This window comes from Erwinia sp. HR93, assembly GCF_034555055.1.
In the GTDB taxonomy this organism is placed as follows: Bacteria; Pseudomonadota; Gammaproteobacteria; order Enterobacterales; family Enterobacteriaceae; genus Apirhabdus; species Apirhabdus apintestini.
Window position 1 is genome coordinate 1,353,765 of sequence record NZ_JAXUDP010000001.1, and the last position, 24,364, is coordinate 1,378,128.

23 protein-coding genes and 1 pseudogene are annotated in these 24,364 nt (G+C 51.9%); 16 read left to right on the forward strand and 8 right to left on the reverse strand.

Going from position 1 to position 24,364, the window contains the following annotated elements; all coding sequences use genetic code 11:
* Nucleotides 1–169 precede the first annotated feature (169 nt).
* The 4 genes from SFA31_RS06315 to fliE all read right to left on the reverse strand — a co-directional run bounded on the left by SFA31_RS06315 (nucleotide 170) and on the right by fliE (nucleotide 5,102).
* Nucleotides 170–586 (reverse strand): hypothetical protein, encoded by a 417-nt coding sequence (locus SFA31_RS06315; RefSeq protein ID WP_322837212.1) that lies wholly within the window; start codon nucleotides 584–586, stop codon nucleotides 170–172.
* Between the two features lie 114 nt (nucleotides 587–700).
* On the reverse strand, nucleotides 701–1,828 hold the full coding sequence (locus SFA31_RS06320; protein WP_322837213.1) for a GGDEF domain-containing protein: 1,128 nt from the start codon (nucleotides 1,826–1,828) through the stop codon (nucleotides 701–703).
* A 1,152-nt stretch (nucleotides 1,829–2,980) separates the two neighbouring features.
* The gene (locus SFA31_RS06325) at nucleotides 2,981–4,657 is read right to left on the reverse strand and encodes a methyl-accepting chemotaxis protein (RefSeq protein WP_322837214.1); all 1,677 of its coding nucleotides are present in this window, start codon (nucleotides 4,655–4,657) and stop codon (nucleotides 2,981–2,983) included.
* Between the two features lie 118 nt (nucleotides 4,658–4,775).
* Nucleotides 4,776–5,102 carry a flagellar hook-basal body complex protein FliE gene (gene fliE, locus SFA31_RS06330; protein WP_322837215.1) on the reverse strand — a complete coding sequence of 109 codons (327 nt, stop codon included), beginning with the start codon at nucleotides 5,100–5,102 and terminating at the stop codon, nucleotides 4,776–4,778.
* Nucleotides 5,103–5,382: 280 nt separating this feature from the next.
* Between fliE and fliF the strand changes: the two genes are divergently transcribed.
* The 15 genes from fliF (at nucleotide 5,383) to cbpM (ending at nucleotide 18,044) form a co-directional block, all read left to right on the forward strand.
* Nucleotides 5,383–7,086 (forward strand): flagellar basal-body MS-ring/collar protein FliF, encoded by a 1,704-nt coding sequence (gene fliF, locus SFA31_RS06335; RefSeq protein ID WP_322837216.1) that lies wholly within the window; start codon nucleotides 5,383–5,385, stop codon nucleotides 7,084–7,086.
* Nucleotides 7,083–8,069 (forward strand): flagellar motor switch protein FliG, encoded by a 987-nt coding sequence (gene fliG, locus SFA31_RS06340; protein WP_322837217.1) that lies wholly within the window; start codon nucleotides 7,083–7,085, stop codon nucleotides 8,067–8,069. The genes fliF and fliG overlap by 4 nt, the downstream gene beginning before the upstream one ends.
* Nucleotides 8,062–8,784: a flagellar assembly protein FliH gene (locus SFA31_RS06345; RefSeq protein ID WP_322837218.1), complete on the forward strand. Its 723-nt coding sequence runs from the start codon at nucleotides 8,062–8,064 to the stop codon at nucleotides 8,782–8,784. The genes fliG and SFA31_RS06345 overlap by 8 nt, the downstream gene beginning before the upstream one ends.
* Nucleotides 8,781–10,145: a flagellar protein export ATPase FliI gene (fliI, locus tag SFA31_RS06350; RefSeq protein ID WP_322837219.1), complete on the forward strand. Its 1,365-nt coding sequence runs from the start codon at nucleotides 8,781–8,783 to the stop codon at nucleotides 10,143–10,145. Before SFA31_RS06345 ends, fliI begins: the two co-directional genes overlap by 4 nt.
* A 12-nt stretch (nucleotides 10,146–10,157) precedes the next feature.
* On the forward strand, nucleotides 10,158–10,607 hold the full coding sequence (fliJ, locus tag SFA31_RS06355) for a flagellar export protein FliJ (protein WP_322837220.1): 450 nt from the start codon (nucleotides 10,158–10,160) through the stop codon (nucleotides 10,605–10,607).
* The gene (locus tag SFA31_RS06360) at nucleotides 10,604–11,899 is read left to right on the forward strand and encodes a flagellar hook-length control protein FliK (RefSeq protein ID WP_322837221.1); all 1,296 of its coding nucleotides are present in this window, start codon (nucleotides 10,604–10,606) and stop codon (nucleotides 11,897–11,899) included. Before fliJ ends, SFA31_RS06360 begins: the two co-directional genes overlap by 4 nt.
* Before the next feature lie 145 nt (nucleotides 11,900–12,044).
* Nucleotides 12,045–12,542, forward strand: coding sequence for a flagellar basal body-associated protein FliL (gene fliL / locus SFA31_RS06365; protein WP_322837222.1), 498 nt, complete (start codon nucleotides 12,045–12,047; stop codon nucleotides 12,540–12,542).
* A gap of 5 nt (nucleotides 12,543–12,547) precedes the next feature.
* Entirely contained in the window at nucleotides 12,548–13,558 is a 1,011-nt protein-coding gene (gene fliM, locus SFA31_RS06370) for a flagellar motor switch protein FliM (protein WP_322837223.1), read from the forward strand.
* Nucleotides 13,551–13,955, forward strand: a complete 405-nt coding sequence (gene fliN, locus SFA31_RS06375; RefSeq protein ID WP_322837224.1) for a flagellar motor switch protein FliN — start codon at nucleotides 13,551–13,553, stop codon at nucleotides 13,953–13,955. Before fliM ends, fliN begins: the two co-directional genes overlap by 8 nt.
* The gene (fliO, locus tag SFA31_RS06380; RefSeq protein ID WP_322837225.1) at nucleotides 13,955–14,350 is read left to right on the forward strand and encodes a flagellar biosynthetic protein FliO; all 396 of its coding nucleotides are present in this window, start codon (nucleotides 13,955–13,957) and stop codon (nucleotides 14,348–14,350) included. The genes fliN and fliO overlap by 1 nt, the downstream gene beginning before the upstream one ends.
* 3 nt (nucleotides 14,351–14,353) lie before the next feature.
* A complete protein-coding gene (fliP, locus tag SFA31_RS06385) occupies nucleotides 14,354–15,133 on the forward strand; it encodes a flagellar type III secretion system pore protein FliP (RefSeq protein WP_416208323.1) in 780 nt (259 codons plus the stop codon).
* 23 nt (nucleotides 15,134–15,156) lie between these two features.
* A complete protein-coding gene (fliQ, locus tag SFA31_RS06390) occupies nucleotides 15,157–15,426 on the forward strand; it encodes a flagellar biosynthesis protein FliQ (protein ID WP_322837226.1) in 270 nt (89 codons plus the stop codon).
* Between the two features lies 1 nt (nucleotide 15,427).
* Nucleotides 15,428–16,207 (forward strand): flagellar biosynthetic protein FliR, encoded by a 780-nt coding sequence (gene fliR / locus SFA31_RS06395; RefSeq protein WP_322837227.1) that lies wholly within the window; start codon nucleotides 15,428–15,430, stop codon nucleotides 16,205–16,207.
* Nucleotides 16,208–16,831: 624 nt separating this feature from the next.
* The gene (cbpA, locus tag SFA31_RS06400; protein WP_322837228.1) at nucleotides 16,832–17,749 is read left to right on the forward strand and encodes a curved DNA-binding protein; all 918 of its coding nucleotides are present in this window, start codon (nucleotides 16,832–16,834) and stop codon (nucleotides 17,747–17,749) included.
* The gene (cbpM, locus tag SFA31_RS06405) at nucleotides 17,742–18,044 is read left to right on the forward strand and encodes a chaperone modulator CbpM (RefSeq protein WP_322837229.1); all 303 of its coding nucleotides are present in this window, start codon (nucleotides 17,742–17,744) and stop codon (nucleotides 18,042–18,044) included. The genes cbpA and cbpM overlap by 8 nt, the downstream gene beginning before the upstream one ends.
* Nucleotides 18,045–18,173: 129 nt before the next feature.
* On the opposite strand, the gene SFA31_RS06410 is transcribed toward cbpM, so the two are convergent.
* The 3 genes from SFA31_RS06410 to SFA31_RS06420 form a co-directional block, all read right to left on the reverse strand.
* Nucleotides 18,174–19,157, reverse strand: a complete 984-nt coding sequence (locus SFA31_RS06410; protein WP_322837230.1) for a lipase family protein — start codon at nucleotides 19,155–19,157, stop codon at nucleotides 18,174–18,176.
* 614 nt (nucleotides 19,158–19,771) lie between these two features.
* Complete coding sequence (locus SFA31_RS06415; protein ID WP_322839314.1) at nucleotides 19,772–21,052, reverse strand: DUF445 domain-containing protein; 1,281 nt, start codon at nucleotides 21,050–21,052, stop codon at nucleotides 19,772–19,774.
* A gap of 80 nt (nucleotides 21,053–21,132) precedes the next feature.
* Nucleotides 21,133–21,993, reverse strand: coding sequence for an endonuclease (locus tag SFA31_RS06420; RefSeq protein WP_322837231.1), 861 nt, complete (start codon nucleotides 21,991–21,993; stop codon nucleotides 21,133–21,135).
* Between the two features lie 227 nt (nucleotides 21,994–22,220).
* Between SFA31_RS06420 and SFA31_RS06425 the strand changes: the two are divergent.
* A pseudogene (locus SFA31_RS06425) lies at nucleotides 22,221–23,370 on the forward strand (transposase).
* On the opposite strand, the gene SFA31_RS06430 reads toward SFA31_RS06425, so the two are convergent.
* The gene (locus tag SFA31_RS06430; RefSeq protein WP_322837232.1) at nucleotides 23,367–23,855 is read right to left on the reverse strand and encodes a hypothetical protein; all 489 of its coding nucleotides are present in this window, start codon (nucleotides 23,853–23,855) and stop codon (nucleotides 23,367–23,369) included. The pseudogene SFA31_RS06425 and the gene SFA31_RS06430 sit on opposite strands and share 4 nt — an antisense overlap.
* Nucleotides 23,856–24,364: the final 509 nt, after the last annotated feature.

Here is a 24,364-nt window from a genome sequence, read left to right on the forward strand (position 1 = left end):
CTAAAAGGCAAATTATTATGGCCGTTCAGTACAGGGCGCTGAAAAAGAGGGGCAGCGGCTTGTAGATACCCTATATTTATGGTTGGAAAACAGAGGTGAGGCAGGCTATCACGATCCTGTTTTCCATAGCCGTGCGCGGCGAGCGGTATTTTCTCGCCTTTATTAACATCTATTTACGTAATATAAAGACGTATTCATTATTAATATCTTTAATATGAACCGTGTGGTGGATTTCCAGTGAGTAAATGGCTTTTTGCAAGAGCGATGATTTATTGGCCGGGAAGTGGCTAAAGCGCGCGTGTAACAGGCTGTTCTTTTCATTCAGCGCGGTTACTGAAATTAATGACAGCGTGCAGGTAAAAGTAATTCCCTCACTCAGGTGAAATTTCGCGTCGGGAATAATATGCTGTGCGCTAATCAACTGCGCCTGTGCAGCCTCTACTTTCAGACTACATCCCCCCATCGAAATATCGTGTATTAATAGGTGGTAAGGCTCATCGTCAAGGATAAACTCAACAAAGAAGGCGTCAGGATCCTGAGGGACATGGACTCTGAAGGCGCTGCGTTTTTCGTGACTGGCTGACATATTATTGTCCGAATAAAAAGTATAAAGAGAGCGCCGGGCGCGCTCCCGGCGATAATTTTTGTACCGAAGCCTGATTGTCAGGCTATTAAGTTAACGCATATTACTACACTATTATTAGACTGTAGCGCGCTTCGCTTTCTTATTTTTATATAATTCTTGATCCGCGCGAATAAGTGCCTCTTTAATTGACTCATGCGGAGCAAGCCCGACGATACCGCCGGTGACAGACAGCGTAATTTTATCCGAGAATGTCGCGCAGCGTTTATTGATTTTCGCGATGAGTTTCTGAGCAGCATCAGTACTGTCGATGTTAAGCAGAATACAAAATTCGTCACCGCCCAGCCGAATGGCCAGCCCCAGTTCTTCTTCGACACAAATGCGTATATGGCGTGCGATATTCATTAACGCATGGTCGCCTAAATCATGGCCCCAGGTATCATTGATTTGCTTAAATCCGTTGCAGTCTAGCAGCGCCAGCGTTTTAACTTTCATCAGTTGGCCTGCGGCAATATAGTTAAATACTTTTCGGTTATACAAACCAGTAAGCTGATCGGTAAGATTCTCTGTATTTTTTTTTACAAAGTATTTTAGCGATAGCATAAAGAAAGCCGCAGTAAGCAGCAGGGTTAATAATAAATAGTGCATGACATAGGGGCTATGTATAAGGTAGCGCGTCCAGTCGAGGCTAAAGACGATGTCATATTTATGTGATAGCTGAAGCGTAAATAAAGACGAGTAAGTAGTATTTCCTATTATAAACATATCCTTACCGCTATCTTTAGAGTGAATCTTGACGCTGGTGAACTGGTCGTTGAGCTCTGGCGCTACGTTTTTTAATATTTTCCGTTGATCGCTGGCGCGATAGTCATATACCAGTACGCCCAGCACCCGATGCGATCTAAGATGACCAAGATCGTAGACAAAACTGATTATGCTATATGAGAGTTCATTATTTAACGCATCAAGATAGATGTCTGTACTGACTCGTCCCTTATATTTTGCGTCATAGGTAAATTTGCGATACAGATAACCAGGAATATTGTCGAAAAGCTTATAAGTTTTGATACGACTAGCATCAAAATAATATTTCTTTCTGTTCAGATCGTTAACCACATACATCCAGGTCTCGCTGGCTGATAAGAAATAGCGCGTCAGGTTTTTTAGGTTACGCTTGACCGGTGCAGCGGAAAATACGCTTTCGATGCTGCGAATTGTTTCGCACATATCATAGGTTAACGGCACCGTAGACTGTAATTCACCTTTGAATGTTGGTGTAATGCTCTGGGTACTATTAAAGGGCGAAGTTGTATCCAGATACTCCGTATTAGAACAGGTATCGGTTCGCTGTTGATGGTTAACGAAATAGCTTACAGCGATGGCTTCAGCGATATTCTCATTATCGGTAAAGTTATTTATTAACTCGCTGTGATATCTCTCGGCGTAAGCATAGGCAGTAAGAAGCGCATAATTAAAAGACCTGTGAATAAGAAATAATATGGTGCAAATGAAGAATGCAAGTGACAGAGTAAGAAGAAGAAATTTATTTTTAAATAAACTAAGTTTATATTTTACTAGGGTATTGAATTTTATCATTATTTAAAACAACGTTTTATTTTGTACGGAATCGATTTAGCAATATCACTAGCTGCTAGTATATATGATCGCTTTTGGCGATCAATTTATTTATTTTCATTGTTTTAACCTATCAAATATAATGACATCGATCGATGTAACTAATTAATTATTTGATTTCATTGATTTTCATTATCACCTTTTATAGGTGATAAAATTTAATATATTCAAAAAGAGTATCTGAAAAAGGAAAACAATCGGTATTCAAAAAATAGTCTTTTTATTTATTTGATTTTTACGTATGAGCGCTTAAATGGAAAATAATAATAAGATACTTTTTCATTTTCGAGCATTTCATCAGGAATAAAATTTGAAATACGTTAGCGAGGAAGGCTCGAAGCACAGAAAAATAGTGCGTTGATTATGCACTTAAGAGTGAAGAAATATTGATCATATTGGGCGAGATACACACGCAATCTGTACAAATAATAGGTATGGTAAGCGTGAAAGTCGCATTGTTGAGGATATAAAGCGTAATTGGCCTGAAGCAGGGGAAATACGAAGAGGATGGTTATATTCTACTCTGCGGTGATTTTTTAGCTATCACGTCAGAATCTGGCTTTAGAAAGTGATTTATTCCCATTTTATGCAGGCAGAGTCTTGATTCCCTCGCACTGCGCAAGCGATCGGTTTGCTGCTTAAGCCGCGTTGCCGTAAACAACACCACTTATTGAGAAATAAATCGCCCTCTGGCCGCAGGCGCGGTAGAGGGCGATGTCAGCAAATATCAGCACAGTCAGGTGCTACCAGAAAAACTGAGGATCAGAACTCTTCCCAGTTATCTTCACTGGCGCTGCTTTTTTTAGTCACGGTGCTGGAAAGTACCGGCTGCTTTTTCACGGCTGCACGCTTTTCTGTACGTACCGGAGCAAGCGGTGCTTTTACTTTACCTGCAGTAAGATGGCTATCGCATAACTTAAAGAACGAAACTTCCTGAGCAAGCTGCTGCGCCTGATCGTTCAGGCTGGCAGAAGCGGCGGCGGCCTGCTCAACCAGTGCGGCATTCTGCTGCGTTACCGTATCCATCTCGGTAATAGCCTGGGAAACCTGCGCTATACCGACATTTTGTTCTTCAGCGGCTATCTTAATCTCTTCCATCAGATCGGATACTTTGGTTACCGAGTCGATGGCGTTCTCGATTTTTTTATTGGTTTCAATAACCAGTTGTACGCCATTGCCGACCTTCGTGGTCGTTTGATCGATGAGGCTGCGAATTTCCTGAGCGGCGGTAGAACTGCGCTGCGCCAGGTTACGCACTTCGCCGGCTACTACGGCGAAACCGCGCCCCTGCTCGCCGGCGCGAGCGGCTTCAACTGCGGCGTTCAGCGCCAGAATATTGGTCTGGCTGGCGATGCTGGTAATAACGCTGTTAATTTCAGAAATGGCTTTGGAGCTTTCCTGAATGGCGTCCATAATCGAGCGGGTTTCTTCCGCCGCCTTACCGCCTTCCAGCGCTAACTGCTTGGCGCTAGATGCAAGGTCGTTCGCCTGGTTCGCGTTATCTGCGTTCTGGCGCACGGTCATTTTTATCTGTTCCATGCTGGCGGCGGTTTCCTGTAGCGCTGCCGCCTGTTCTTCGGTGCGCGAAGAGAGATCGTTATTGCCGCTGGCGATTTCGCCTGCGCCGACGGTGATATTTTCCGCCCCGTTGCGCACTTTGGTGATAAGCGTCACCAGATTATTCTGCATTCCCATCAGGCCTTGGATCGTCATCCCGATTTCGTTGCGGCTATCGCTTTCAACGGTTGTCGCCAGGTTGCCGTTGCCGATTTCCGCTAAGTGCTGGTTAATCAACGCCAGATTTTGAATGACCTGCTTACGCATCCAAACCCAGGTAACCAGAGAAATGACCAGCGTCAGAATAAAAGAGATGATGGTAATAAGGATGGAAGAGTTAAAATTGCTTTTAGCAATATGGCTCATTTCATCGCTTAATTTTTGGTTTGCCATCATATATTGCAGCGTAAAGTTATCTACTGCATCCATCGCCATTTCCCTGGGCTTTGAGAGCGCAATATAGTGAGTGTTTCGCGCCTCGGTTTCTGCACTTTTTATAACTAACAGGGCGTTATTGAATGCCCCTTTTATTTTATCGGCTATTTCGATTGACTGCGTTGTGAGGAATGGCGTTGCCATAAAATCATTCAGAACACTGGTTGCTTTTTCAGCAAACTTATTGACCCGATTGAAAGTATCGTTAATATCACTAACGTCAAGGTTTGGCCTGTCGGTTAACAGATTAATCAGTGATTCCGCATTGGATAAGCTATCTTTTATTCTGGCAAGATAGCGTACATTGCTAGAAATATCATTAGATTTAGTTAAGTTATCATAGGATTTGAACGCGGTATAAAGATTATAACCGGTAATACTAACCGTCATGATAAAGAAGAGGATTAGCACGGCGGCTAACCCCGTAGAGATTTTAACTCTGTTCAACGAAAGCACCTGGATACTCCTTGTAATACTATGCGTGTGGTGGGATATAAATATCGGCAAAGCTAAATATATCTTTAGAGAAGCGATGGGTCAGAAGCACCAGTTAATAATTATATAATTAGATGTTAATGCTCATGATGTTTTGATAAGCGGCAATCAGTTTATTTCTCACCTGAACGCCCATATTTAACGCCACAGATGATTTTTGCATGCTAACCATGACATCATTAATGCCAATACCCGGCTCACCCTGAGTAAAGCGATTGGAGATATTGGTGGTATTTAGTTGCAGCTCATTAATCTTCTTTACGCCTCTTTCCAGCTCATCGCCGAAATTAGTAGCCTGGGGCTGCATGGCATTCTGATTGAAAGGCTGAATATCGCGCGTTTGCGTTGCAATAGCCTGCATTTGAGAAACAACGCTCTCTATACCCTGGACGGTCATAAAATCACCTGATAATTAAAACGGTTCAACGAAGTTATTAAAAGTAGTGCGGGTGGTGTTAATAAAATTAACATAAATCAGACACCTTAATTACAGCTTACCATGCCCCCCAAAAGGTGAAGTGGGTAATTAGACCTAAAAAAAGCGCCTAATTCCTCCATAGAAATAACCAGCCTTACCGATAATACACGCCTCTAAAATCGCTCTTTGAATATCTGGCTATGCAGTTTAGAGCATGTAGCGCTTAGATACTGTTTCATTTATCTCTCAGGAATACGGCATGACTGCCTCTATGACAGGAAAGAAAAACCTGAATATCGCCAATTTTTCGGCGCTGATTGACCGACTACGGTCAAACCCAAAAGTCGCTTTACTTGTGGCGGGGGCCGCCGCCATTGCGCTGACAGTAGTGCTGCTGCTGTGGGCCCAGTCGCCTGAATATCGCGTGCTATATAGCAACCTTAGCGATCAGGACGGTGGCGAAGTCGTCACACAGTTAAAGCAAATGAACATCCCTTATCGTCTGTCTGAAAGCGGCGGCGCGATTCTGGTGCCGGCAGACAGCGCTCGCGAAGTGCGAATGAAGCTGGCACAGGATGGTCTGCCGAAAGGCGGTGGCGTCGGTTTTGAGCTACTGGACCAGGAAAAATTCGGCATTAGCCAGTTCAGTGAGCAGGTGAACTACCAGCGCGCGCTGGAAGGCGAGTTGGCCCGCACCATTGAAAGCCTGGGGCCGGTGAAAAACGCGCGTGTGCACCTGGCAATCCCTCGTCCGACGCTGTTTGTGCGTGAAAAGAAACAGCCAACCGCCTCGGTAACGGTGAACGTGCTTTCCGGGCGTGCGCTGGATGCGGGGCAGGTCAGTGCGATTTCGTGGATGGTCGCGAGCTCGGTGCCTGATCTGCCAGCCGGTAATGTGACGGTGGTCGATCAGAATGGGCGTCTGTTGTCGCAGGTGGGTGGAGAAGGTCAGACGCTCAACGTGACGCAACTGAAATACGCCAGCCAGATTGAGAGCGAATATCAGCGTCGTATCCAGGCCATCCTGGCACCGGTTGTCGGTCACGCCAATGTTCACGCGCAGGTCACCGCGCAGCTGGACTTTGCCGTGAAAGAACAGACGATGGAAAACTACAAGCCGAATGCGGATAAGCCAGAAAATATGACTATTCGCAGCCGTCAGTCCAGCTCCAGCGAGCAGGGCGGCGGACCGCTGGTCGGCGGCGTGCCAGGTGCACTTACCAACCAACCAGCACCGGTGGCCCAGGCGAATATCACTACGCCGAACGCGCCGCAGGGTAGCGGTCAGGAAAAAGATGCGAAAAACGACGCGCAAAATCGCAGCGTGACGAACCGTTCGCAGGTGGTAAGCGGCAACTATAACCGCCGCCAGGACGACATCACTAACTATGAAGTCGACCGTACGCTGACGCACGTGAAAGCGCACGCCGGCGAGGTGCAGCGTCTCTCCGTTGCCGTGGTGGTCAACTATCTGCCAGACGCCAAGGGGAAATCCGTTGCGCTGTCTAAAAAGCAGTTGGATGAAATTACTGCGTTAACCCGTGAAGCCATGGGCTTCTCGCAGGAGCGCGGCGACACGTTAAATGTGGTTAACGCGCCGTTTGCCAACGACGAAGAAGATACCACTGTACCGCTGTGGCAGCGTCCAGAGTTTATCTCGATGCTGATGACGCTGGGACGTTATCTGGTTGTACTGCTGATTCTGTGGATCGTATGGCGTAAAGCACTCAAACCGATGTGGGTGCGCCAGCAGGAGCTGCATCGCGAGCGTATTGCCGCCGATCAGCAGGCTGAAGAAGCACGGCTGCGTCGCCAGAAAGAGAACACTGAAGCGTCAATGCGCGCTCAACTGGACGCTGAGATCAATACCCAGCATCTGCGTGATACCGCAGAGAAAGATCCACGGATTATTGCACTGGTCATGCGCCAGTGGATGTTAAACGAACAGAAGACACAGTCATGAATGCGGTTGAACGTTGTGCAATGCTCATGCTGACGCTTGGCGAAGACAGAGCGGCAGATGTTTTTAAACACTTGAACACCCATGAAGTGACGCAAATCGGGTCTTCCATGGCGTCATTGGGGAACTTTACTAATGCCGACCTGGCCAAGGTATTAAGCGATTTCCGCAAAGAAGCGGAGCAGTTTGCCGCGCTGAACATTAATACTAACGAATATCTGCGTTCGGTATTGGTGAAAGCGCTGGGCGAAGAGCGTGCCGGCAGTATCCTTGAGGATCTGCTGGATTCTCGCGACAAGTCCAACGGCATCGAATCGCTGAACTTTATGGAGCCGCAGGCGGTTGCCGATCTTATCCGCGACGAACACCCGCAGATTATCGCAACTATCCTGGTGCATCTGAAACGCTCTCAGGCGGCCGATATTCTGGCGCTGTTCAGTGAGAAAGAGCGTAACGATATTGTTCTGCGTATTGCCACCTTCGGCGGCGTACAGCCGGCGGCACTGCAGGAACTGACGGACGTACTGGATTCACTGCTACGCGGCCAGGGTCTCAAACGCAGCAAGATGGGTGGTATTCGTCCGGCTGCGGAGATCATCAACCTGATGAAATCTCAGCAGGAAGAAGAAGTCATTCAGGCCGTGCGCGACTTCGACAACGAACTGGCGCAGAAAATTATCGACGAGATGTTCCTGTTCGAAAACCTGGTGGACACCGAAGATTCTTCCATCCAGCGCCTGCTACAGGAAGTGGAGAGCGAGTCTCTGATAATTGCGCTGAAAGGTGCGGCTCAGCCGCTGCGCGAGAAGTTCCTGCGCAACATGTCCAAACGTCAGGCGGACATCATGCGCGAGGATCTGGCAACGCGTGGCCCGGTACGTATGTCTCAGGTGGAAGTCGAGCAGAAAAATATCCTTATGGTCGTACGCCGTCTGGTGGAAACAGGCGAAATCATTCTGAATGTCGGCGAGGACACCTATGTCTGATAAGACCCACAGTGGGATGTGGAAGAAATGGGAGCTGGAGGATCTGGGGCGCGAGTTCTCAACGCTTGAGCCTGAGATGATAGAACCTATTCGTCCTGAAGAAACCGATGACGAGGCGTGGGAAGAGGAACTTTCCCGCCTGCGCCAGTCTGCGCAAAGCAAAGGCTTTGAGCAGGGGCTGGCGGAAGGGCGTGAAGAAGGCCTGACCGCCGGTAAGCAGCAGGGCTACGACGAAGGTCTGGCTCAGGGGAAGCAGGAAGGGCTTGAGCAGGGGCTGGCCGAGGCCCGCGCTCAGCAGCAGGAGATACTCGATCGTCTGAAACAGTTCTCTGGCGAATTCCTGGCGACGCTTGAAGCCGCGGATAAAATTATGCCCGCGCAGATCATGCAAATTGCGATGAGCGCGGCGCAGTATGTGGTCGATACCACGCCGGTGTGTAATAACGACGCGCTGCTCAAACGTATCCAGAAACTCATGCACGGTATTCCGCTGCTAAACGGCGAACCGCAGCTATGCGTGCACCCGGATGACCTGATGTTTATCAAAGAGCATCTGGGCGAAATCTGCGCTCAGCAGCAGTGGAAACTGGTGGCGGACGCCTCCGTAGGTAAAGGCGGCTGCCGCGTATCCGGCGAAAACGGTGAAATCGATGCCACCATGGAGGCGCGCTGGCGGATGCTTTGCTCGCTGGCAATGGAGGAAATAGTACCATGACCCTGCGCCTTGAACGCTGGTTAAGCGGGCTGGATTCCTACCAAAAGAAAATGACCAAATTACCCGCCTGGCGACAGTTCGGCTATCTGACGCGCGCGACCGGGCTGGTCATGGAAGCAACGGGTCTTCAGGTACCTCTGGGTGCCAACTGCGTTATCGAGCGTCAGGGCGAAAACGGGATGGAACACGTTGAAAGCGAAGTTGTAGGCTTTAACGGCCAGCACGTTTATCTGATGCCGCTGGAACACGTCGACGGCATCGTACCCGGCGCGCGCGTTTGGGCGCCCGGTTCGCTGAACGGTCACAACATGGGCAAGCGTTTACCGCTGGGGCCGTCTCTGCTGGGCCGCGTGCTGGACGCCAGCGCCAATCCGCTGGATGGCCGCCCGGCGCCAGATATGAGCGACGCGGGCACGCTGTTTACCGCGCCGTTTAACCCGCTGCAGCGTACGCCGATCCACGATGTGCTGGACGTTGGCGTGCGGGCGATTAACGGCCTGCTAACCGTAGGGCGCGGGCAGCGTATGGGCCTGTTTGCCGGCTCCGGGGTGGGTAAAAGCGTCCTGCTTGGCATGATGGCGCGCTTCACGCAGGCGGACGTGATTGTGGTTGGCCTGATTGGCGAGCGTGGCCGTGAAGTTAAAGACTTTATTGAAAATATCCTCGGTGAAGAAGGGCTTCGGCGTTCGGTGGTTATCGCCGCGCCGGCGGACGTTTCTCCGCTGCTGCGTATGCAGGGCGCTGCGTATGCGACGCGCATTGCGGAAGATTTTCGCGATCGCGGCAAAGATGTACTGCTCATCATGGATTCCCTGACGCGTTACGCCATGGCCCAGCGTGAAATCGCGCTGGCTATCGGCGAGCCGCCGGCGACCAAAGGCTACCCGCCTTCCGTGTTCGCTAAACTTCCGGCGCTGGTTGAGCGCGCGGGTAACGGGATCGACGGTGGAGGGTCTATCACGGCTTTTTACACCGTACTGACGGAAGGGGACGATCAGCAGGATCCTATCGCCGACTCGGCGCGAGCGATCCTCGATGGCCACGTGGTGCTTTCGCGTCAGCTTGCAGAATCCGGGCACTACCCGGCTATCGATATTGAAGCCTCGATAAGCCGTGCCATGACCTCGCTCATTCCGCAGGAACGCTACCGGGAAATCCAGCAATTTAAACAGTTGCTGTCGCGCTATCAGCGCAACCGCGACCTTATCAGCGTTGGAGCTTACGCGGCGGGCAGCGATCCGCTGCTGGATAACGCCATTAAGCTGCATCCGCAAATGGAAAAATACCTGAAGCAGGACATCACGGAGTACTGCGACTATCCGCTGTCCTGCGAACAATTAACGACGTTGTTTACCCAGTAAAGGAGCTCACTGATGACGGCGACGCAATCTCCCATGGTTATGCTGCGTGAACTGGCGGAAAAAGCGCTGGACGAAGTAACGACGCAGCTCGGCAAGGCGCGCACCGCGCACCGCAAAGCAGTAGAACAGCTCGATCAACTGCTGACCTACGAGAAAGAGTACCGGCAGCAGTTTCAGCAAAGCCTGACGCAGGGGATCTCATCGTCTAACTGGACGAACTTTAATATTTTTATCAAAAACCTCGATGAAGCCATCGTGACCTACCGGCGCGAAGTGATTCAGCGGGACCAATACGTTCAGCAAGTGGTTGTCAACTGGCAAGAAAAGAAAAAACGGCTGAACGCTTTTGATATTTTGCTCGAAAGGGCAGAAAACCAGCGATTAATCCAGGGAAATCGCCGGGACCAAAAATTAATGGATGAATTTGCGCAACGAGCGGGCGCGAGGAAAGAAAATCTATGAATCCACTGATAAACCTGGGAGCGCCCCAGCCAGCGGCAGTGCCGAATAGCGGCGGAGCAACCCCACAGCAGGAAGGCGCTAACGGCGCTGCGTTTGCAAACGAACTACAGCAAAAAATCGCCGGCAAAGTGGCCGACAAGCGAGATAAAAGCGGCGCGGAGGCGAAAACCTCGGACGGAAAAGCGGTTGATGAAAAAGGCAGCGCTACCGGCGATGATAAAGGTGACAAGCGTATCGCTGAACTGCTGGCTGAATTACAAAATATGCTGACCACGGGGCAACTGCCGGACGGTACGCCGCTGACCAAAGAGCAGTTGGCGCAGATCCAGCAGATGGTGCAGCACATCGAAAATGGGAAACCCGTTCCAGCCGACACCGCGCTGATAAATACCACCGGCATGAAGGATGGCGAAGCGCCTGCTGCGCAGGCCGTTACGGCAAAAGCGCTTAGCGATACGGTTAAAGATTCTCTGAATAATCTGGCGGCACCGCGCGCTTTTGCGGCCATTAATCTGCATACCTCACGCTATCAGTCTCAGCGCAAGCAGGACGAAGCCGCCGAGCGCGCGACGCATGCCGTTGAGAAACCGATCGCATCGCGCGCATCTGAAATGTCGCAGATGCAGGCTTCGTCTGCGGTGGATACGGCGAAAGCTTCTGCAGCAGCGCTGCGCCAGCCCGGGCACGCTGAAGTGGCAGTAGAGAAAACCTCGCTCGCAGCCGCGCAGGAGTCTGCGCATTCTCCTGCTCATCCGGCCGCGACGGAAACCCCGTTTAGCACTGCGCTGAACGAGGCGAATAAACTGGCGGCAGCTCACGCGTCTGCGGCCGGTAGCCAGAATATCGCCTCTGCGACGCTGAAAGAAACGGTGGGAACCCAGGCCTGGCAGCAGGCTATTAATCAACACGTCAGCGTATTTTTACGCGATGGCATTAACCAGGCTGAGTTACACCTGCATCCGGCAGAGCTGGGCGCCTTAAAAATCAATCTCAGTATGGAAAACGATGTGGCGCGCCTGCATTTCGCCAGCGCTCACCATGAAGTACGGGCGATCATTGAGTCATCGCTGTCGAATCTGCGCACTTCTCTGGCCGATGCCGGTATCCAACTGGGACAAAGCAGCGTTGGCCCGGAAACTTTCTCCGGCTTCGCGGGGCAGCAGGATCAGGCCTCATCCGGCGGCCAGAGCGGCGCTCAGGATGGCTCTTCCACACAAACCAACGGCGATGATGCGGAAATTCCGCGTGAGCGCACGACGGCCCGCATCGGCGGCGTAGATACCTTCGCCTGATAGTTATGAGGAAAGTTAGCGCATAATTGCCGCTGTATTTGCGGCATTACTTGCGCTGACTTCCCCTGATAATGTGCGCCGCTTTCGTCATCGACCGACGTTGAGTTCATGATTCCAGATAACCGTTAAGGATGTTTCTTCCTCCATGGCAAAGACAAATACACAAGGTGGAAAAGGTAGCAAGCTGATTCTTTCTCTCCTCATTCTCATCTCTTTATTAGCTTGCGGGCTGGCCGGGTTTGCCTGGTATCAGGTAAAAACGTGGCGGCATGAAGATCTGGCAAAGGCGGGAAATGCCGGCGGTCAGAAACAGGCTTTACCTGTAGCTCCTATCTTCGTTCCGCTGGACACCTTTACCGTGAGTCTGAACAACGATAAGAGCGATGGTGAAGGAGTTCTCTACATCGGCATCACGCTGCGCCTGACAGATACCCAGTCGGAAAGCGACCTACAGCTTTTCATGCCGGAAGTTCGCAGCCGCCTGCTGATGCTATTTGCTGAGCAGCATTCGGCGGAGCTAAATACTCAGGAAGGTAAAGAGGCGCTGCGTCAGAAAGTGAAAGACGCATTGTCCAAACCGTTTGCCGGTCAGCGCTCTATTGCGGTAAGCGACGTGTTATATAACGCCTTTATTCTGCGGTAACAATAATGTCAGATAGTAATCTTTCTCAGGCGGAAATCGACAGGCTGCTGGGCGGCGGAGAGCCGGAAAGCGCCGCTTCCGCGGGCGGTAACGCGGGCGGAGAAGATATCCGTCCGTATGACCCGAATACTCAGCGACGCGTGATCCGCGAGCGTTTACAGGCGCTTGAAATTATTCATGAGCGTTTTGCTCGCCAGTTCCGTATGGCGCTGTTTAACCTGCTGCGCCGCAGCCCGGATATTAGCGTCGGAACTACGAAAATACTGCCGTACCATGAGTTTGCGCGCAATCTACCGGTGCCGACGAACTTAAACCTGGTACACCTGAACCCGCTGCGCGGCACGGCGTTATTCGCCTTCGCGCCGAGCCTGGTGTTCATCGTGGTGGATAACCTGTTTGGCGGCGACGGACGTTTTCCTACCCGCGTGGAAGGGCGTGAATTCACCCCGACCGAGCAGCGCGTCGTGAAGCGCATGCTGAATATGGCGCTTGAGTCCTATTCCGGGGCGTGGAAAGCCGTGTTCCCGATTGAAGCCGAATTTGTACGTTCTGAAATTCAGGTGAAATTCACCAACATCACGACATCGCCGAACGATATCGTGGTAGCGACACCGTTTTACGTTGAAATTGGCGCCATGAGCGGCGAATTCGATATCTGTATCCCGTTCAGCATGATTGAGCCGCTGCGGGAACTGCTGACGAACCCGCCGCTGGAAAACTCACGCCAGGAAGATGAAGAGTGGCGACACACGCTGTCGACGCAGATTCAACATTCCGAAGTTGAGTTAGTGGCGAATTTTGCGGAGGTACCGACCCGCCTTTCACGCGTACTTAAGCTGAAAGTTGGCGATATCGTTCCGTTTGATAAACCAGAAAAAATACAGGCTTACGTGGATGGCGTACCGGTACTGGACGGACACCACGGTAGCCTTAACGGGCAGTATGCGCTGCGCGTTGAAAATCTGATTAACCCTGTATTTAATTCTCTGAAGAGTGAGGAAATTCCGCATGAGTGACACAAATCAGCCGTCTGAGAATCAAAATGATTCCGCTGAAGATCTGTGGGGCGCGGCGATGAGTGAACAGCAATCTGCGGAAAGCAAAGCTGTTTTTCGGGATCTGGATAAAGACTCGGTGATGCCTAACCTGTCTGAAGATCTGGACCTGATCCTGGACATCCCCGTCAAAATGACGGTAGAGCTGGGGCGTACCCGCATGACGATTAAAGAACTGCTGCGCCTGAGCCAGGGTTCTATCGTTGCGCTGGAAGGCCTGGCCGGTGAGCCGCTGGATGTATTGATCAACGGTTACCTGATTGCCCAGGGTGAAGTCGTCGTCGTTAACGATAAATTTGGTATTCGCATTACGGATATCATTACGCCTTCTGAGCGTATGCGCCGGCTGAGTCGTTAATGAAAACAGCAGCACATACGGTAGTTCCTTCCCAGGCCGTGCCGACGATGCATTCCGAGTCCTCCCCGCTGATTAGCGTCGGTGGGGCGCTGATGGGCATTATTGCTCTGATCCTCGGCATCGCCTGGTTTACCCGCCGCTCGGGGCTATTGCCCGCCGCAGCCCGCCGCCGCACGTTAAAGGTGGTTGATAGCTGCTCACTGGGTAACCGCGAGCGCGTGGTAGTGGTAGAAGTTGAAAAGCAGTGGCTAGTATTAGGCGTTACGTCCGGGCAGATTAATCATCTGCATACCCTGGAGGCCCCCGCGATGGACAGTTCTGCGGCAGCGCCTGAGGGCAAAGAGGGTTTTGCGCAGCTATTTCGTTCGCGCTTAACGGGCCGGGCACCGGAGTAAGTTATGTTTAAATATCGTGTAGTGCCAGCGCGCCTCAAGCGTCTGGCGTTCGTTTCGTGCGTCTCGCTGTTTGCCCTGATGGTAAGCTCCTTCCCCGCGCTGGCGGACAATGTGCTGTCTATTAATAGTCGCCCGATGTCCGGGGGCGGTGAAACCTGGTCGCTGCCGGTTCAGACGCTCGTCCTGCTTACCTCGCTGGCGTTCCTGCCTGCCGTTATCCTAATGATGACCGGCTTTACGCGCATTATCATTGTGCTTGGGCTGCTGCGAAACGCGCTGGGTACACCGTCCGCGCCGCCGAATCAGGTGCTGTTAGGTCTGGCACTGTTCCTGACCTTCTTCGTAATGGGGCCGGTCTTCGATGACGTTTACCAAAATGCCTGGATGCCATTAACCCAGGATAAAATTACGATGGAAGTGGCGCTGGAGAAGGCAGAAAAGCCGATGCGCGACTTCATGATGCGCCAGACTCGTGAAGCGGATCTTGCGCTGTTCTCCCGCATGGCGCGTGAGCAAAATTTTTACGGGCCGGATGACGTGCCGATGCGCGTATTGATCCCGTCCTTCGTCACCAGTGAGTTAAAAACGGCGTTCCAAATAGGATTTACCGTATTTATTCCTTTCATGCTCATCGACCTGGTTGTGTCCAGCGTCCTAATGGCGCTCGGGATGATGATGGTGCCGCCGGCGAGTATTTCGTTGCCCTTTAAGCTCATGCTATTTGTGCTGGTCGACGGCTGGCAGTTGCTGTTGGGCTCGCTTGCCCAGAGCTTCTTCTCCTGATGATGTGATGAAAGAGTAACGTTATGACTCCTGAAAGTATTATGGCGATAGGTTTCCAGGCGATGCGCGTCGCTTTTATGCTGGCGGCGCCGCCCCTGCTGGCATCGCTGGTTACTGGTTTGTTAATCAGCATTTTGCAGGCCTCAACGCAGATAAACGAAATGACGCTCACTTTTATTCCTAAAGTGATCGTGGTTGCGCTTACCGTGATGATTGCCGGTTCATGGATGCTGGGTACGCTGGTGGACTATGTGCGTACGCTGTTTAGCAATCTACCGTACATGATTGGCTGATATGCAGTGGGATATCTCACAGATTGGCGAGTGGCAGTCAATTTTCTTCTGGCCTGCGCTGCGCATTCTGGCGCTGTTTGGCTCTGCGCCGATCCTCAGTGAACGCTCGGTACCTTCGCAGGTTAAAATCGGCCTGGCGCTGCTGTTTACCTTTCTGATTGGGCCTACGCTGCCGCCGGTCACGGTCCCCCTGATGACAATGGCGGGCTTCTGGCTTGGCCTGCAGCAGGTGCTTATCGGTATCGCGATTGGACTCACGCTGCAGTTTATTTTTGGCGCAGTGCGTCTTGCCGGTGAAATTATCGGTATGCAGATGGGGCTTTCGTTCGCCATGTTCTTTGATCCCGTAGGCGGGGCGAATATGCCGATGATGGCGCGTATTATGAATACGCTGCTGATTTTGCTGTTCCTGACCTTCAACGGCCATTTATGGATGCTCAGTAGCGTGGCGGATAGCTTTCAAACTCTGCCAATTAGCACTACGCCGCTCAACGGCAGCGGGTTTATGGCGCTGGCGCGCACCGCCAGTATTGTATTCTCCAGTGGATTAATGCTGGGGCTGCCGGTTATCACCATTTTGCTGACCATCAACCTGGCTCTGGGGCTGCTAAACCGCCTGACGCCGCAGCTTTCTATCTTCGTGATTGGATTTCCGGTGACGCTGATGGTCGGTATGGTGACTATGATGCTGGTGATGCACACACTCTCACCGTTTTCTGAGCATCTATTTATGGATGTCTTTACCAAGGTGAATGAAGTCATTAACAATATTGCGGGCTAAACGGGTGCGCTGCGCTTGATATCAGCCGAAGCGCCCGTTTTCCCCGGCGCTTCGCGTCGCGTATTCCCTCTCTCTCGCCTTATCACTATCTTCTTCGCCGATATCGCCGATTGCATAGCGCGCTGTTTTGCTGTGCTTAGGATTCCTTCATCCTGCCGCTGACGTTGCCATGCGGGCCTAAAGAACGTTATTAGCAGGCCGCGGAAAATGCGCTCTGCCAGAAAATTAACATCGCGCGGCGCATACGCTGGCTTCTGTTTGTATCCCAGCCTTTACCGTTAGGGTAGAAAAGAAGCGATACTGTCTGTACGGGCGAAACCGCTGGCTTCATCGGGTGCTGAACAAGGTAGCCTGATTCATCTCTCTTTTGCGCGGTGGTTATCGCACCGTGGGAAGATTATCTGATGCTCAGCGCCACCTAAACGGCCTATTCCTGCGCGCAACCGACCTGCCGTTTTGATAAAAATCGCCTTTTGTGCCCTTTTAGCCCCGCTTTCGGAGTGGTTCGCGCTATGCTGCTATAGTGCTCTGAGGATGTTTCGCAGACCAAACCCTTCAGATGCGTTTCCCGAACTTTCTCCCGACAGGGAGCAGGAGATAACGAGAGGCAGGGGACAATTTAGTATGGAATTAAAAGATTATTACGCTATTTTGGGCGTTCAGCCGACCGATTCATTGCAAACCATAAAGACGGCATATCGGCGTCTGGCGCGAAAATATCACCCGGACGTCAGTAAAGAATCGGACGCGGAAGCGCGGTTTAAAGACCTGGCGGAAGCCTGGGAAGTACTAAAAGATGATACCCGGCGCGCGGAATATGATGCGATGTGGCAGCATCGCAACGATCCGCATTTTGGCCACCAGCAGGCAGGCGGTCAGCAGCATTACGACCAGCAGGACTTTGACGACATCTTCTCATCGATTTTTGGCCAGCATGCACGCCAGCAGCGGCGGCCTGCGCGCGGACGCGACATTGAAATTGAAGTCGCGGTTTTTCTTGAGGAAACCCTGGAAGCGCACCAGCGCACCATCCGCTACGGCCTGCCTGAATACAACGCGTTTGGGCTGGTTGAACGTGAAACGCCAAAAACGCTGAATGTAAAAATCCCGGCGGGTGTCGGCGACGGGCAGCGTATTCGTGTGAAAGGGCAGGGCGCGCCGGGAGAGGCCGGTGGTGCCAGCGGCGATCTGTGGCTGGTTATTCGCATTGCGCCGCATCCGCTATTTGATATTTCCGGGCACGATCTGGAAATCGTTGCCCCCGTCGCGCCCTGGGAAGCGGCGCTGGGAGCGAAGATAACCGTGCCGACGCTAAAAGAGAGCGTGCTGGTCACGCTGCCGGCAGGGACTCAGGCCGGGCAGCGCCTGCGTTTAAAAGGCAAAGGACTGGTCAATAAGCAGACTACCGGCGATCTTTACGTTGTGGTTAATATCGTGATGCCGCCGAAACCAGATGACGCAACGGCGGCGCTTTGGCAGCAGCTTGCTGACGCGCAGGCGACATTCCAGCCGCGGGCTGACTGGGGGAAATCACATGGCTAATGTAACTGTAACGGTCACCTATACCGAACTTTGCCTGAACTGCGGTATTACCGAAGATGAGCTGAATGAAGTCGTTGGACTGGGAATGATTGCGCCACAAAATGTCTCGGCGCGGCCCTGGCTGTTTGATGACGCGGCGCAGGCGGCGATGCACCGCGCCCAGCGTTTGCGCCGGGAACTGGAGCTGGACTGGCCGGGTATTGCCGTGGCGCTAACGCTGCTGGAGGAAAATCAGCGTTTGCATCATGAAAACCGCGTATTGCGCCAGCGGCTGGAGCGTTTTACCACCCGCTGAGCGTTATAAACTCGGGCGAAATTGGTATTGATATTCATCAGGGAGCTTTGTGCTCTATGCCCGCAAGTTGTATTAAAAAAGTGGCCCGTAACGCCTGTGCGACACGGGCCAGCATTGAGCCTCAGGCAATTAACTTACATCGTAGTAAATATCTTTTCCTTCACCAAACTCTAGGTCGTAATAGTTCATATAAGCCGTATCGTGCTGATAACCGTACTGATCCTTGAGTTTATCTAACGCCGGGTTTACGCCAGGGTCGAAGCATTCTGCCTGCCCGGCATGGGTATAGCCATACAATACGCCCATGACGTCGGCAAAAAGTTTCACGATTATCTTGATGGGATCGGCGAGTATAATCACCGGTTCATACAGGGTTGCAATTTCTTTTACAGAGTCGGTATTCCATAGCTTAGGCACCAGATCTCTAAAGTTAGTGATACGCTTTAGCCCATCGCCCAGCAAGGCTTCTGCACGGGCAGCGAAGGCAGCATTCCCCGCCGTGGCACCGGCGAGACTGCGTACCTGCACCCGAATATCCTGTTTGAGCAACGTTTTCACGCAGGCGCCCCACGGTACCGTGAACGTTCCGCCCATACTATGTCCGCAGAACGTCAGGGTATCCCCATCTTTTAGGTTTGCGTTCAGAAATTCGACCAGTGTCGTCCCGAGGCCCGGTTCAACGCTGGACGTCATGGTAAGCAAAGCACCCAGCACTTGCGCCATGCCATCGGCGATTTTCGCGCCTTCTGGCGCATCGGCATCAAACTCGCGCCAGTCGACGGGGAGCAATACCGCAACATCTTCATAGCCATTCAGGGATGAGACCGTTGAGCGCGCGGCGACCCGATAATCACTGGGATCGTTGCGGTTTTGCACCACGAAAAACATGTAGTCATCCCAGTTATCCGCTGCGTTGCGCAATTTGGGGGTGCGGAAAACCGCCGGCCCCCACACTACATTATCAAGCTTACCCTGAGTAATTAGCGATGCGTTTAGACCGGCCTGCAGCTTCTGTTGCGTTAGTGCCGGGTTATATTCTTCCTGATGCGCGCCTGCCCATGCAATAGAGGCCAGAGCAAAACATTCAGCATCAAAGGTATAGTCTTTTTTCACTGCGAATCTCCTTCAGTGGTGGATTAAGAGCGGGCCAGCATAGAGATAGGTTTGAGCGATGGATGTGAAGGAGAAAACACTATGATAGAGCGTGAGCAAGGTTGATAAACCAGATGATGCCGCGCAGGCGGCGAATGAGAGCGAGGATATGATGCGGGCAGTGCGGGAAAAGTCTGCCTGCGGCCCGGCACCGTAAGACAACGCGCGACCGGTGAGGTCGCATCTTATTAACGGCACCATTGCTACTTGGTTTGTGCCGACGTCCGCGGTTTGGCAATGCGGGCTGCAACGCCTTTTTGCCAGTAATTTATTGATAAGTGATGATATCTGGCGAAGTAAACTGGGGGCTGGGGGCTGGGGGCTGGGGGCTGGGGGATTGAAATACGGGCAGGGGTGAGAAAAATGCCCACTAAAGCGTTAACTTTTTCCTGTAAGATTTGTAACTTCAATTAAGGCCAATAGTGAGAGATAACGCGGCGCATCTCTGAGGTAACAGCCGCTGTCATGGCGTGGCGTCCAGTGTCTCTAAATCGTGATATTTCCAAACTGAAAACTGTTCCCCACTCAAATGCCGCCGGCAGGTACAGGTTATTCCGTATTCTACCGGCGCGTGGCTAAAATCCCCAGGATGAAAACAGCGCTGGAAGCTGTGACAGTAAATAGAGGATTAGGCCAATTCCACCGCCGACCAGCGTGCCGTTGATGCGAATAAATTGCAGATCTTTGCCGATATTAAGTTCAATTTGCTGCGTCATATCCTGAGTATTCCAGCCTTTCACCGTATCGCTAATATGACGGGTCAAAAAAACGGAGAATTCAGGAGCGATGTGTTGAACGCCCTGCTCAAGATGCGCGTTAAGCGAGGCGCGCAGCGCGGCATCCGCCGTTAGCGTCTCGCCAAACCACTGCCCGGCCTCGGCGATACGCTGCTCAATGCGTGAGTCGTCGCTGTGTATGTCATTTTTGATCCACTGGCGTAAATCGGCCCATATTTCGCCCAAATAGCGGTTAAAAGCAGCATCGTTTTTTAAATAGCGTTTGATATTATCGGCTTTGTTGCGCATTTCCGGGTCTGTTTTCAGCCGTACGATGAATTTGCACACTGCGCTATCGAACGCCTGGCGGATCTGGTGGGCGCTGTCGTGGCTGATATCATCAAGGATGTCATTCACCGCGCGGGACACCAGCGCGGCGCTGTGTTCGCCCAGCCATTCGGTAGGCAGCATTTTTGCGGTGCGCGGGTGCTCGGTTTTCAGCCAGTGGACTATCTGTCCGGCGATAAACTCCCGCGTGTCGTCGCGCTGAATAAGCGCAATAAGTTGATGAATCGCATCGTCTAACAGCGCCTGATGGCGCTGATTTTTGGTAAGGCTTTCCAGCAAGGCGGCGCTGGTTTGCGTTAAATCGATTTTATCAATGGCCTGGTGCACCGCGCGTTTCAGCATCTGCTGAATACGTTCGTCGTCGGTGAGCTCCAGAAACCCGCTAGTGGCCTGAAGTAAGTGTTTCCCGATGCGGCGGGCATTCGCCGGGCTGCTGAGCCAGCGGCCGATTAATTGCGCCGGCTGATGGCGGTGGATCAGGGCTACTAACGACTGGGTATCCAGAAATTTTTCCTGCACGAACTGCGCGAGATTATCGCCGATACGCAGCTTATTTCGGGGGATAATCGCCGTATGGCGGCCTATAAAGGGTATTGGCACCCGGCGAAATAGAGCGCTTACGGCAAACCAGTCTGCCAGTGCGCCGACCATTGACGCTTCCGCCACGGCCTTAACGCCGCGAATCCAGATATTTTGCGGTAAGAAAAGCGTTGCTACAAAGGCCGCCGTGGCGACCAGTAGTAGCGACAGCGCCAGCCGTTTGGCGCGTTTAAGTTCTGCGAATTTTTCCATGGTCGTAAGCATAGCGGCCCGTAACCCTAAAGTGCAAAAGTTATGGCAGCGGCGCCGCGCGCGCTATAAAACGCACTGCGCTAACATCCGTCAGGGCAATCCTCATTATCATCATCCATCTGTGTATCAAGCAGGCGGATGCGCGCGCCGTCATTCAGAAATATCCGGCGGCACAGGATACGATAGCAGTCACGGTCGAAACCTTCGTCAGGCAGGCTGAGTTTGCGTGCCTCACGCAGTGTGTCGACCGTACCAAGATAGAACCAGTTGCGTATCACGTGATAGGCGCGGCGTGGCCCACTGCGCTCCTCCAGCGCGATGCGCCCGGGAAAGGGCCAGTGCCGTATCTGGTTGCGTATGAGAGCGGCGCGCAGCCGCTGCTGATGGGCGGCTAACGGTTCCGCTCCGCAGCATGCGCCGAAACACTTTTTTAGCTGGTAACGAAAACAAGGCTGGCCGGGTCGCCCCTTCTCAATATCCAGATACGTTAGGCAAAGTCCCTCCCGGTCTGCAATCTCGCGTAACAACCCAACGGCATCCGCGCGGCGTGCAAACAGTCCGTAAAGGTTTGGTGCACCCGCGAAATCCACCGCATCGCTAAAGACGATGCGCGTACCGGTCTCTTCTACGTGCAGGGCGCACAAACGGCGCACCCTACGTAATTGTTTATTATGGAGCGGACGCTGCTGCTTAACGAGGGTGGACTCAAGCAGCAAAGCGCCAATTTCCCCTACGGTTTCGATACAGGTAATACGCCGGGTGGCTGCCAGAAGCCTCGCCTCCCGCTGATTACGCAGATGTGACTGAACGCGGCGGCGTATATTAATGCTTTTGCCGATATACAGCGGATAACCGTCGCTATCACCATGGAAAACGTAAACACCGCAGGTCTGTGGCAGGCCGGCGGCGATATCGGTCAGATGGTCGGGATAACGGTACATAGACGTTCCTGTGACAGGGTGTAAAAAGGGGCGAACCACACCGAAGAACCGGGCGCGCTCAATAAACCCTGCAGCAATAAGAAAAGTTCGTAATACTCGATGGGTAAATTGCTGCGTAACACTGCTACTCAATAATACTGCATTAAATATGGTGTTCCTTGTTGCGGCGGCAGAGGGTATGAATAAACCAGGATTTTATCGCCAGCGGCCATCATCATGGGTGAAAAATTCTCTATGCTCATATCCTCAATTTGTCTGCGCCATGGTCGGTCAAACGACTTTTCCTTGGTGAAAGATATGGCTCTGCCACTGTATTTATCGGCCTCATTGGGGATGTCCAGCCTGCCCGAAATGCGGAAAAACCTGCACGGTATACCACCATTGGCACCGTAAATGGCGCCATTCTGTTACCTGACGGTTTGCCGCGCCGGTGAAGCCGGTGTTCCCCGTATTATAGCCTCGGACACGGCCGCCTGGCGCTGACGGTTCCCCGGGTTGCCCCCGGCTCGCTATATTTTGCTGTTCACAGACGTCGTTATTCCATGGCTAAAAATCAGCGCGATCGGTGCCGTACGCAGGCCGCTTAAGCTTAGCTGGAATGGCGCCGACAATATTACGCAGCGGGCGGTTAAGCGTGGGCTTGGCCGCCGCAAAAGACCGCAGTCAGCGCGCTCTCTGTGGGTGAACGAAGCGGCCCTCAAAAGGGTTATCAGTACGTCACCGCTATATCAGATATTCAGAGTAAGCCCTGGCGGAGCACCTGAAAAGCGTGAGTGAATACTAGCTGAATGCCGTCAAAACGCTGCCCGTGGATATGTATTCCGTCTATGTCAGCGCGGCCCGAGTATATCTGCCGAACGCAGTGGGGGAAATTGCCTTCGGCCGTTTTCATACTGCCAAATACTCTGCTCCAGTGTCGATAAAACCTGGCAGGGAGAGATGAAAGGTATTCCGCTACCGGCCAGAAAACAGGCGCATCGCTCCCGCTAACTGTGGCTATATAGCTGCAGAAATCGTTGCGGTCAGAGAGAGGAAAGGTTTAAGGCGGCTCGGTAGATCCTTTCGGAAAACAGCCGGTACAGGGGCAATGAAAGAACTTGCCCGTGGGTTTTGGCACCGTCGCTACGGTGAACACCGCAGGCGTCTGTAGCAGGAATGGATGGCAAATGCAGTGGGCAATCGGTCAGCGCATTGCGTAAACGGCTTTATGGAGTGCTTAATGGGATGAAACTTCGAGTATCAAACGACAGCGCAGCATCGCTGAATAGCAGCATACGGTTGCTCAGGTTCGGGGCGCGAGAATACCGAAACAGGGAGCGCTTCAAAGCGGCTGTCGTGTTCTGTTACGCCAGATTGAATACGGTCTTTATATTCTAGACATACCCGTTTGATTTTATTACGAATTTACATGTTTTTTGATTGCTAAGGCTCAATAGTTTTTGGGTAAGAATATGTGGGGAAATAGGTAACGATAGTGACTCATTAGTCTCAACGATTTCAGGGGTGCCGAGCAGAAACACGGTGCTTCCCTGGGGCTTATATTCGAGGTTAATACGCGTCTGTAAGCCTGTGCAGTAGCGTTCAATATCAGTAGCTGATGTACCCTGTGGGATATGTAGATTATTTAACACAGCGCATTGTGAAGAATTATTTGGCCTTAACGCGTTTGCTAATGCGCTTTTCACTGAAGGTGCCGAGGTTACGGCAGCAGGCCCATTCTTTGCGTTGGCCTGGTCTACATGCGTATCAACTACCGCTGCCTTGGTCGTATTATAAACTGTAAGCATGCTGTCCTCCCAGACAGAACCATAGCAATGACCTTGGTGGTGGAGAGTTAAAATCCCTGAAACCTGAATATACACGTACTCATTCCTTACAGGGGAAGGCTCATTAATATACAGAATTATTAATGGGGAGAATCAAAGGCGCCTTTAGGCGCTTCAGGTACGCATTGAGCGGCGAAGGAATTTAGATTTTACCGCCCCTGGTTGCACGCCCGGCGTATTTTACTACATAACCCGGTTCGTGCCAGGTTAATAGCTATACATTGCCGAAACCCGAGGGTTATCGAATAAGGCATGTTACAAACTCATCTTGATTATGATTTTCTTTGCGATGAATCAGTAGCAGGCAATCGTTAATAGCAACTGAAAGCCTGCCACCGCCGGCATAGTAAAATATGAAGATGTTTTATCGGGGAAAACGGAGCGGTAAAGCAGTAAGCGAAACGGCGCCCAAAACCAGAAGGCAAACCCGAAGATTTTGACAAAACGCCGCAGTGTAGAACAGGCCCAATCACTGAGAATATTTGGCAGGCTAACTCTACGTCTCACTGCTCTCAGTACACCGTAATTACAATACTCATTATAAG

Bases quoted from the DNA above. Each gene is read 5' to 3' on its own strand.
- SFA31_RS06315 (WP_322837212.1), bottom strand. From the start codon at position 586: ATGTCAGCCAGTCACGAAAAACGCAGCGCCTTCAGAGTCCATGTCCCT.
- fliE (WP_322837215.1), bottom strand. From the start codon at position 5,102: ATGACCGTCCAGGGTATAGAGAGCGTTGTTTCTCAAATGCAGGCTATT.
- fliF (WP_322837216.1), top strand. From the start codon at position 5,383: ATGACTGCCTCTATGACAGGAAAGAAAAACCTGAATATCGCCAATTTT.
- fliG (WP_322837217.1), top strand. From the start codon at position 7,083: ATGAATGCGGTTGAACGTTGTGCAATGCTCATGCTGACGCTTGGCGAA.
- SFA31_RS06345 (WP_322837218.1), top strand. From the start codon at position 8,062: ATGTCTGATAAGACCCACAGTGGGATGTGGAAGAAATGGGAGCTGGAG.
- fliI (WP_322837219.1), top strand. From the start codon at position 8,781: ATGACCCTGCGCCTTGAACGCTGGTTAAGCGGGCTGGATTCCTACCAA.
- fliJ (WP_322837220.1), top strand. From the start codon at position 10,158: ATGACGGCGACGCAATCTCCCATGGTTATGCTGCGTGAACTGGCGGAA.
- SFA31_RS06360 (WP_322837221.1), top strand. From the start codon at position 10,604: ATGAATCCACTGATAAACCTGGGAGCGCCCCAGCCAGCGGCAGTGCCG.
- fliL (WP_322837222.1), top strand. From the start codon at position 12,045: ATGGCAAAGACAAATACACAAGGTGGAAAAGGTAGCAAGCTGATTCTT.
- fliM (WP_322837223.1), top strand. From the start codon at position 12,548: ATGTCAGATAGTAATCTTTCTCAGGCGGAAATCGACAGGCTGCTGGGC.
- fliN (WP_322837224.1), top strand. From the start codon at position 13,551: ATGAGTGACACAAATCAGCCGTCTGAGAATCAAAATGATTCCGCTGAA.
- fliO (WP_322837225.1), top strand. From the start codon at position 13,955: ATGAAAACAGCAGCACATACGGTAGTTCCTTCCCAGGCCGTGCCGACG.
- fliP (WP_416208323.1), top strand. From the start codon at position 14,354: ATGTTTAAATATCGTGTAGTGCCAGCGCGCCTCAAGCGTCTGGCGTTC.
- fliQ (WP_322837226.1), top strand. From the start codon at position 15,157: ATGACTCCTGAAAGTATTATGGCGATAGGTTTCCAGGCGATGCGCGTC.
- fliR (WP_322837227.1), top strand. From the start codon at position 15,428: ATGCAGTGGGATATCTCACAGATTGGCGAGTGGCAGTCAATTTTCTTC.
- cbpA (WP_322837228.1), top strand. From the start codon at position 16,832: ATGGAATTAAAAGATTATTACGCTATTTTGGGCGTTCAGCCGACCGAT.
- cbpM (WP_322837229.1), top strand. From the start codon at position 17,742: ATGGCTAATGTAACTGTAACGGTCACCTATACCGAACTTTGCCTGAAC.
- SFA31_RS06415 (WP_322839314.1), bottom strand. From the start codon at position 21,052: ATGGAAAAATTCGCAGAACTTAAACGCGCCAAACGGCTGGCGCTGTCG.
- SFA31_RS06420 (WP_322837231.1), bottom strand. From the start codon at position 21,993: ATGTACCGTTATCCCGACCATCTGACCGATATCGCCGCCGGCCTGCCA.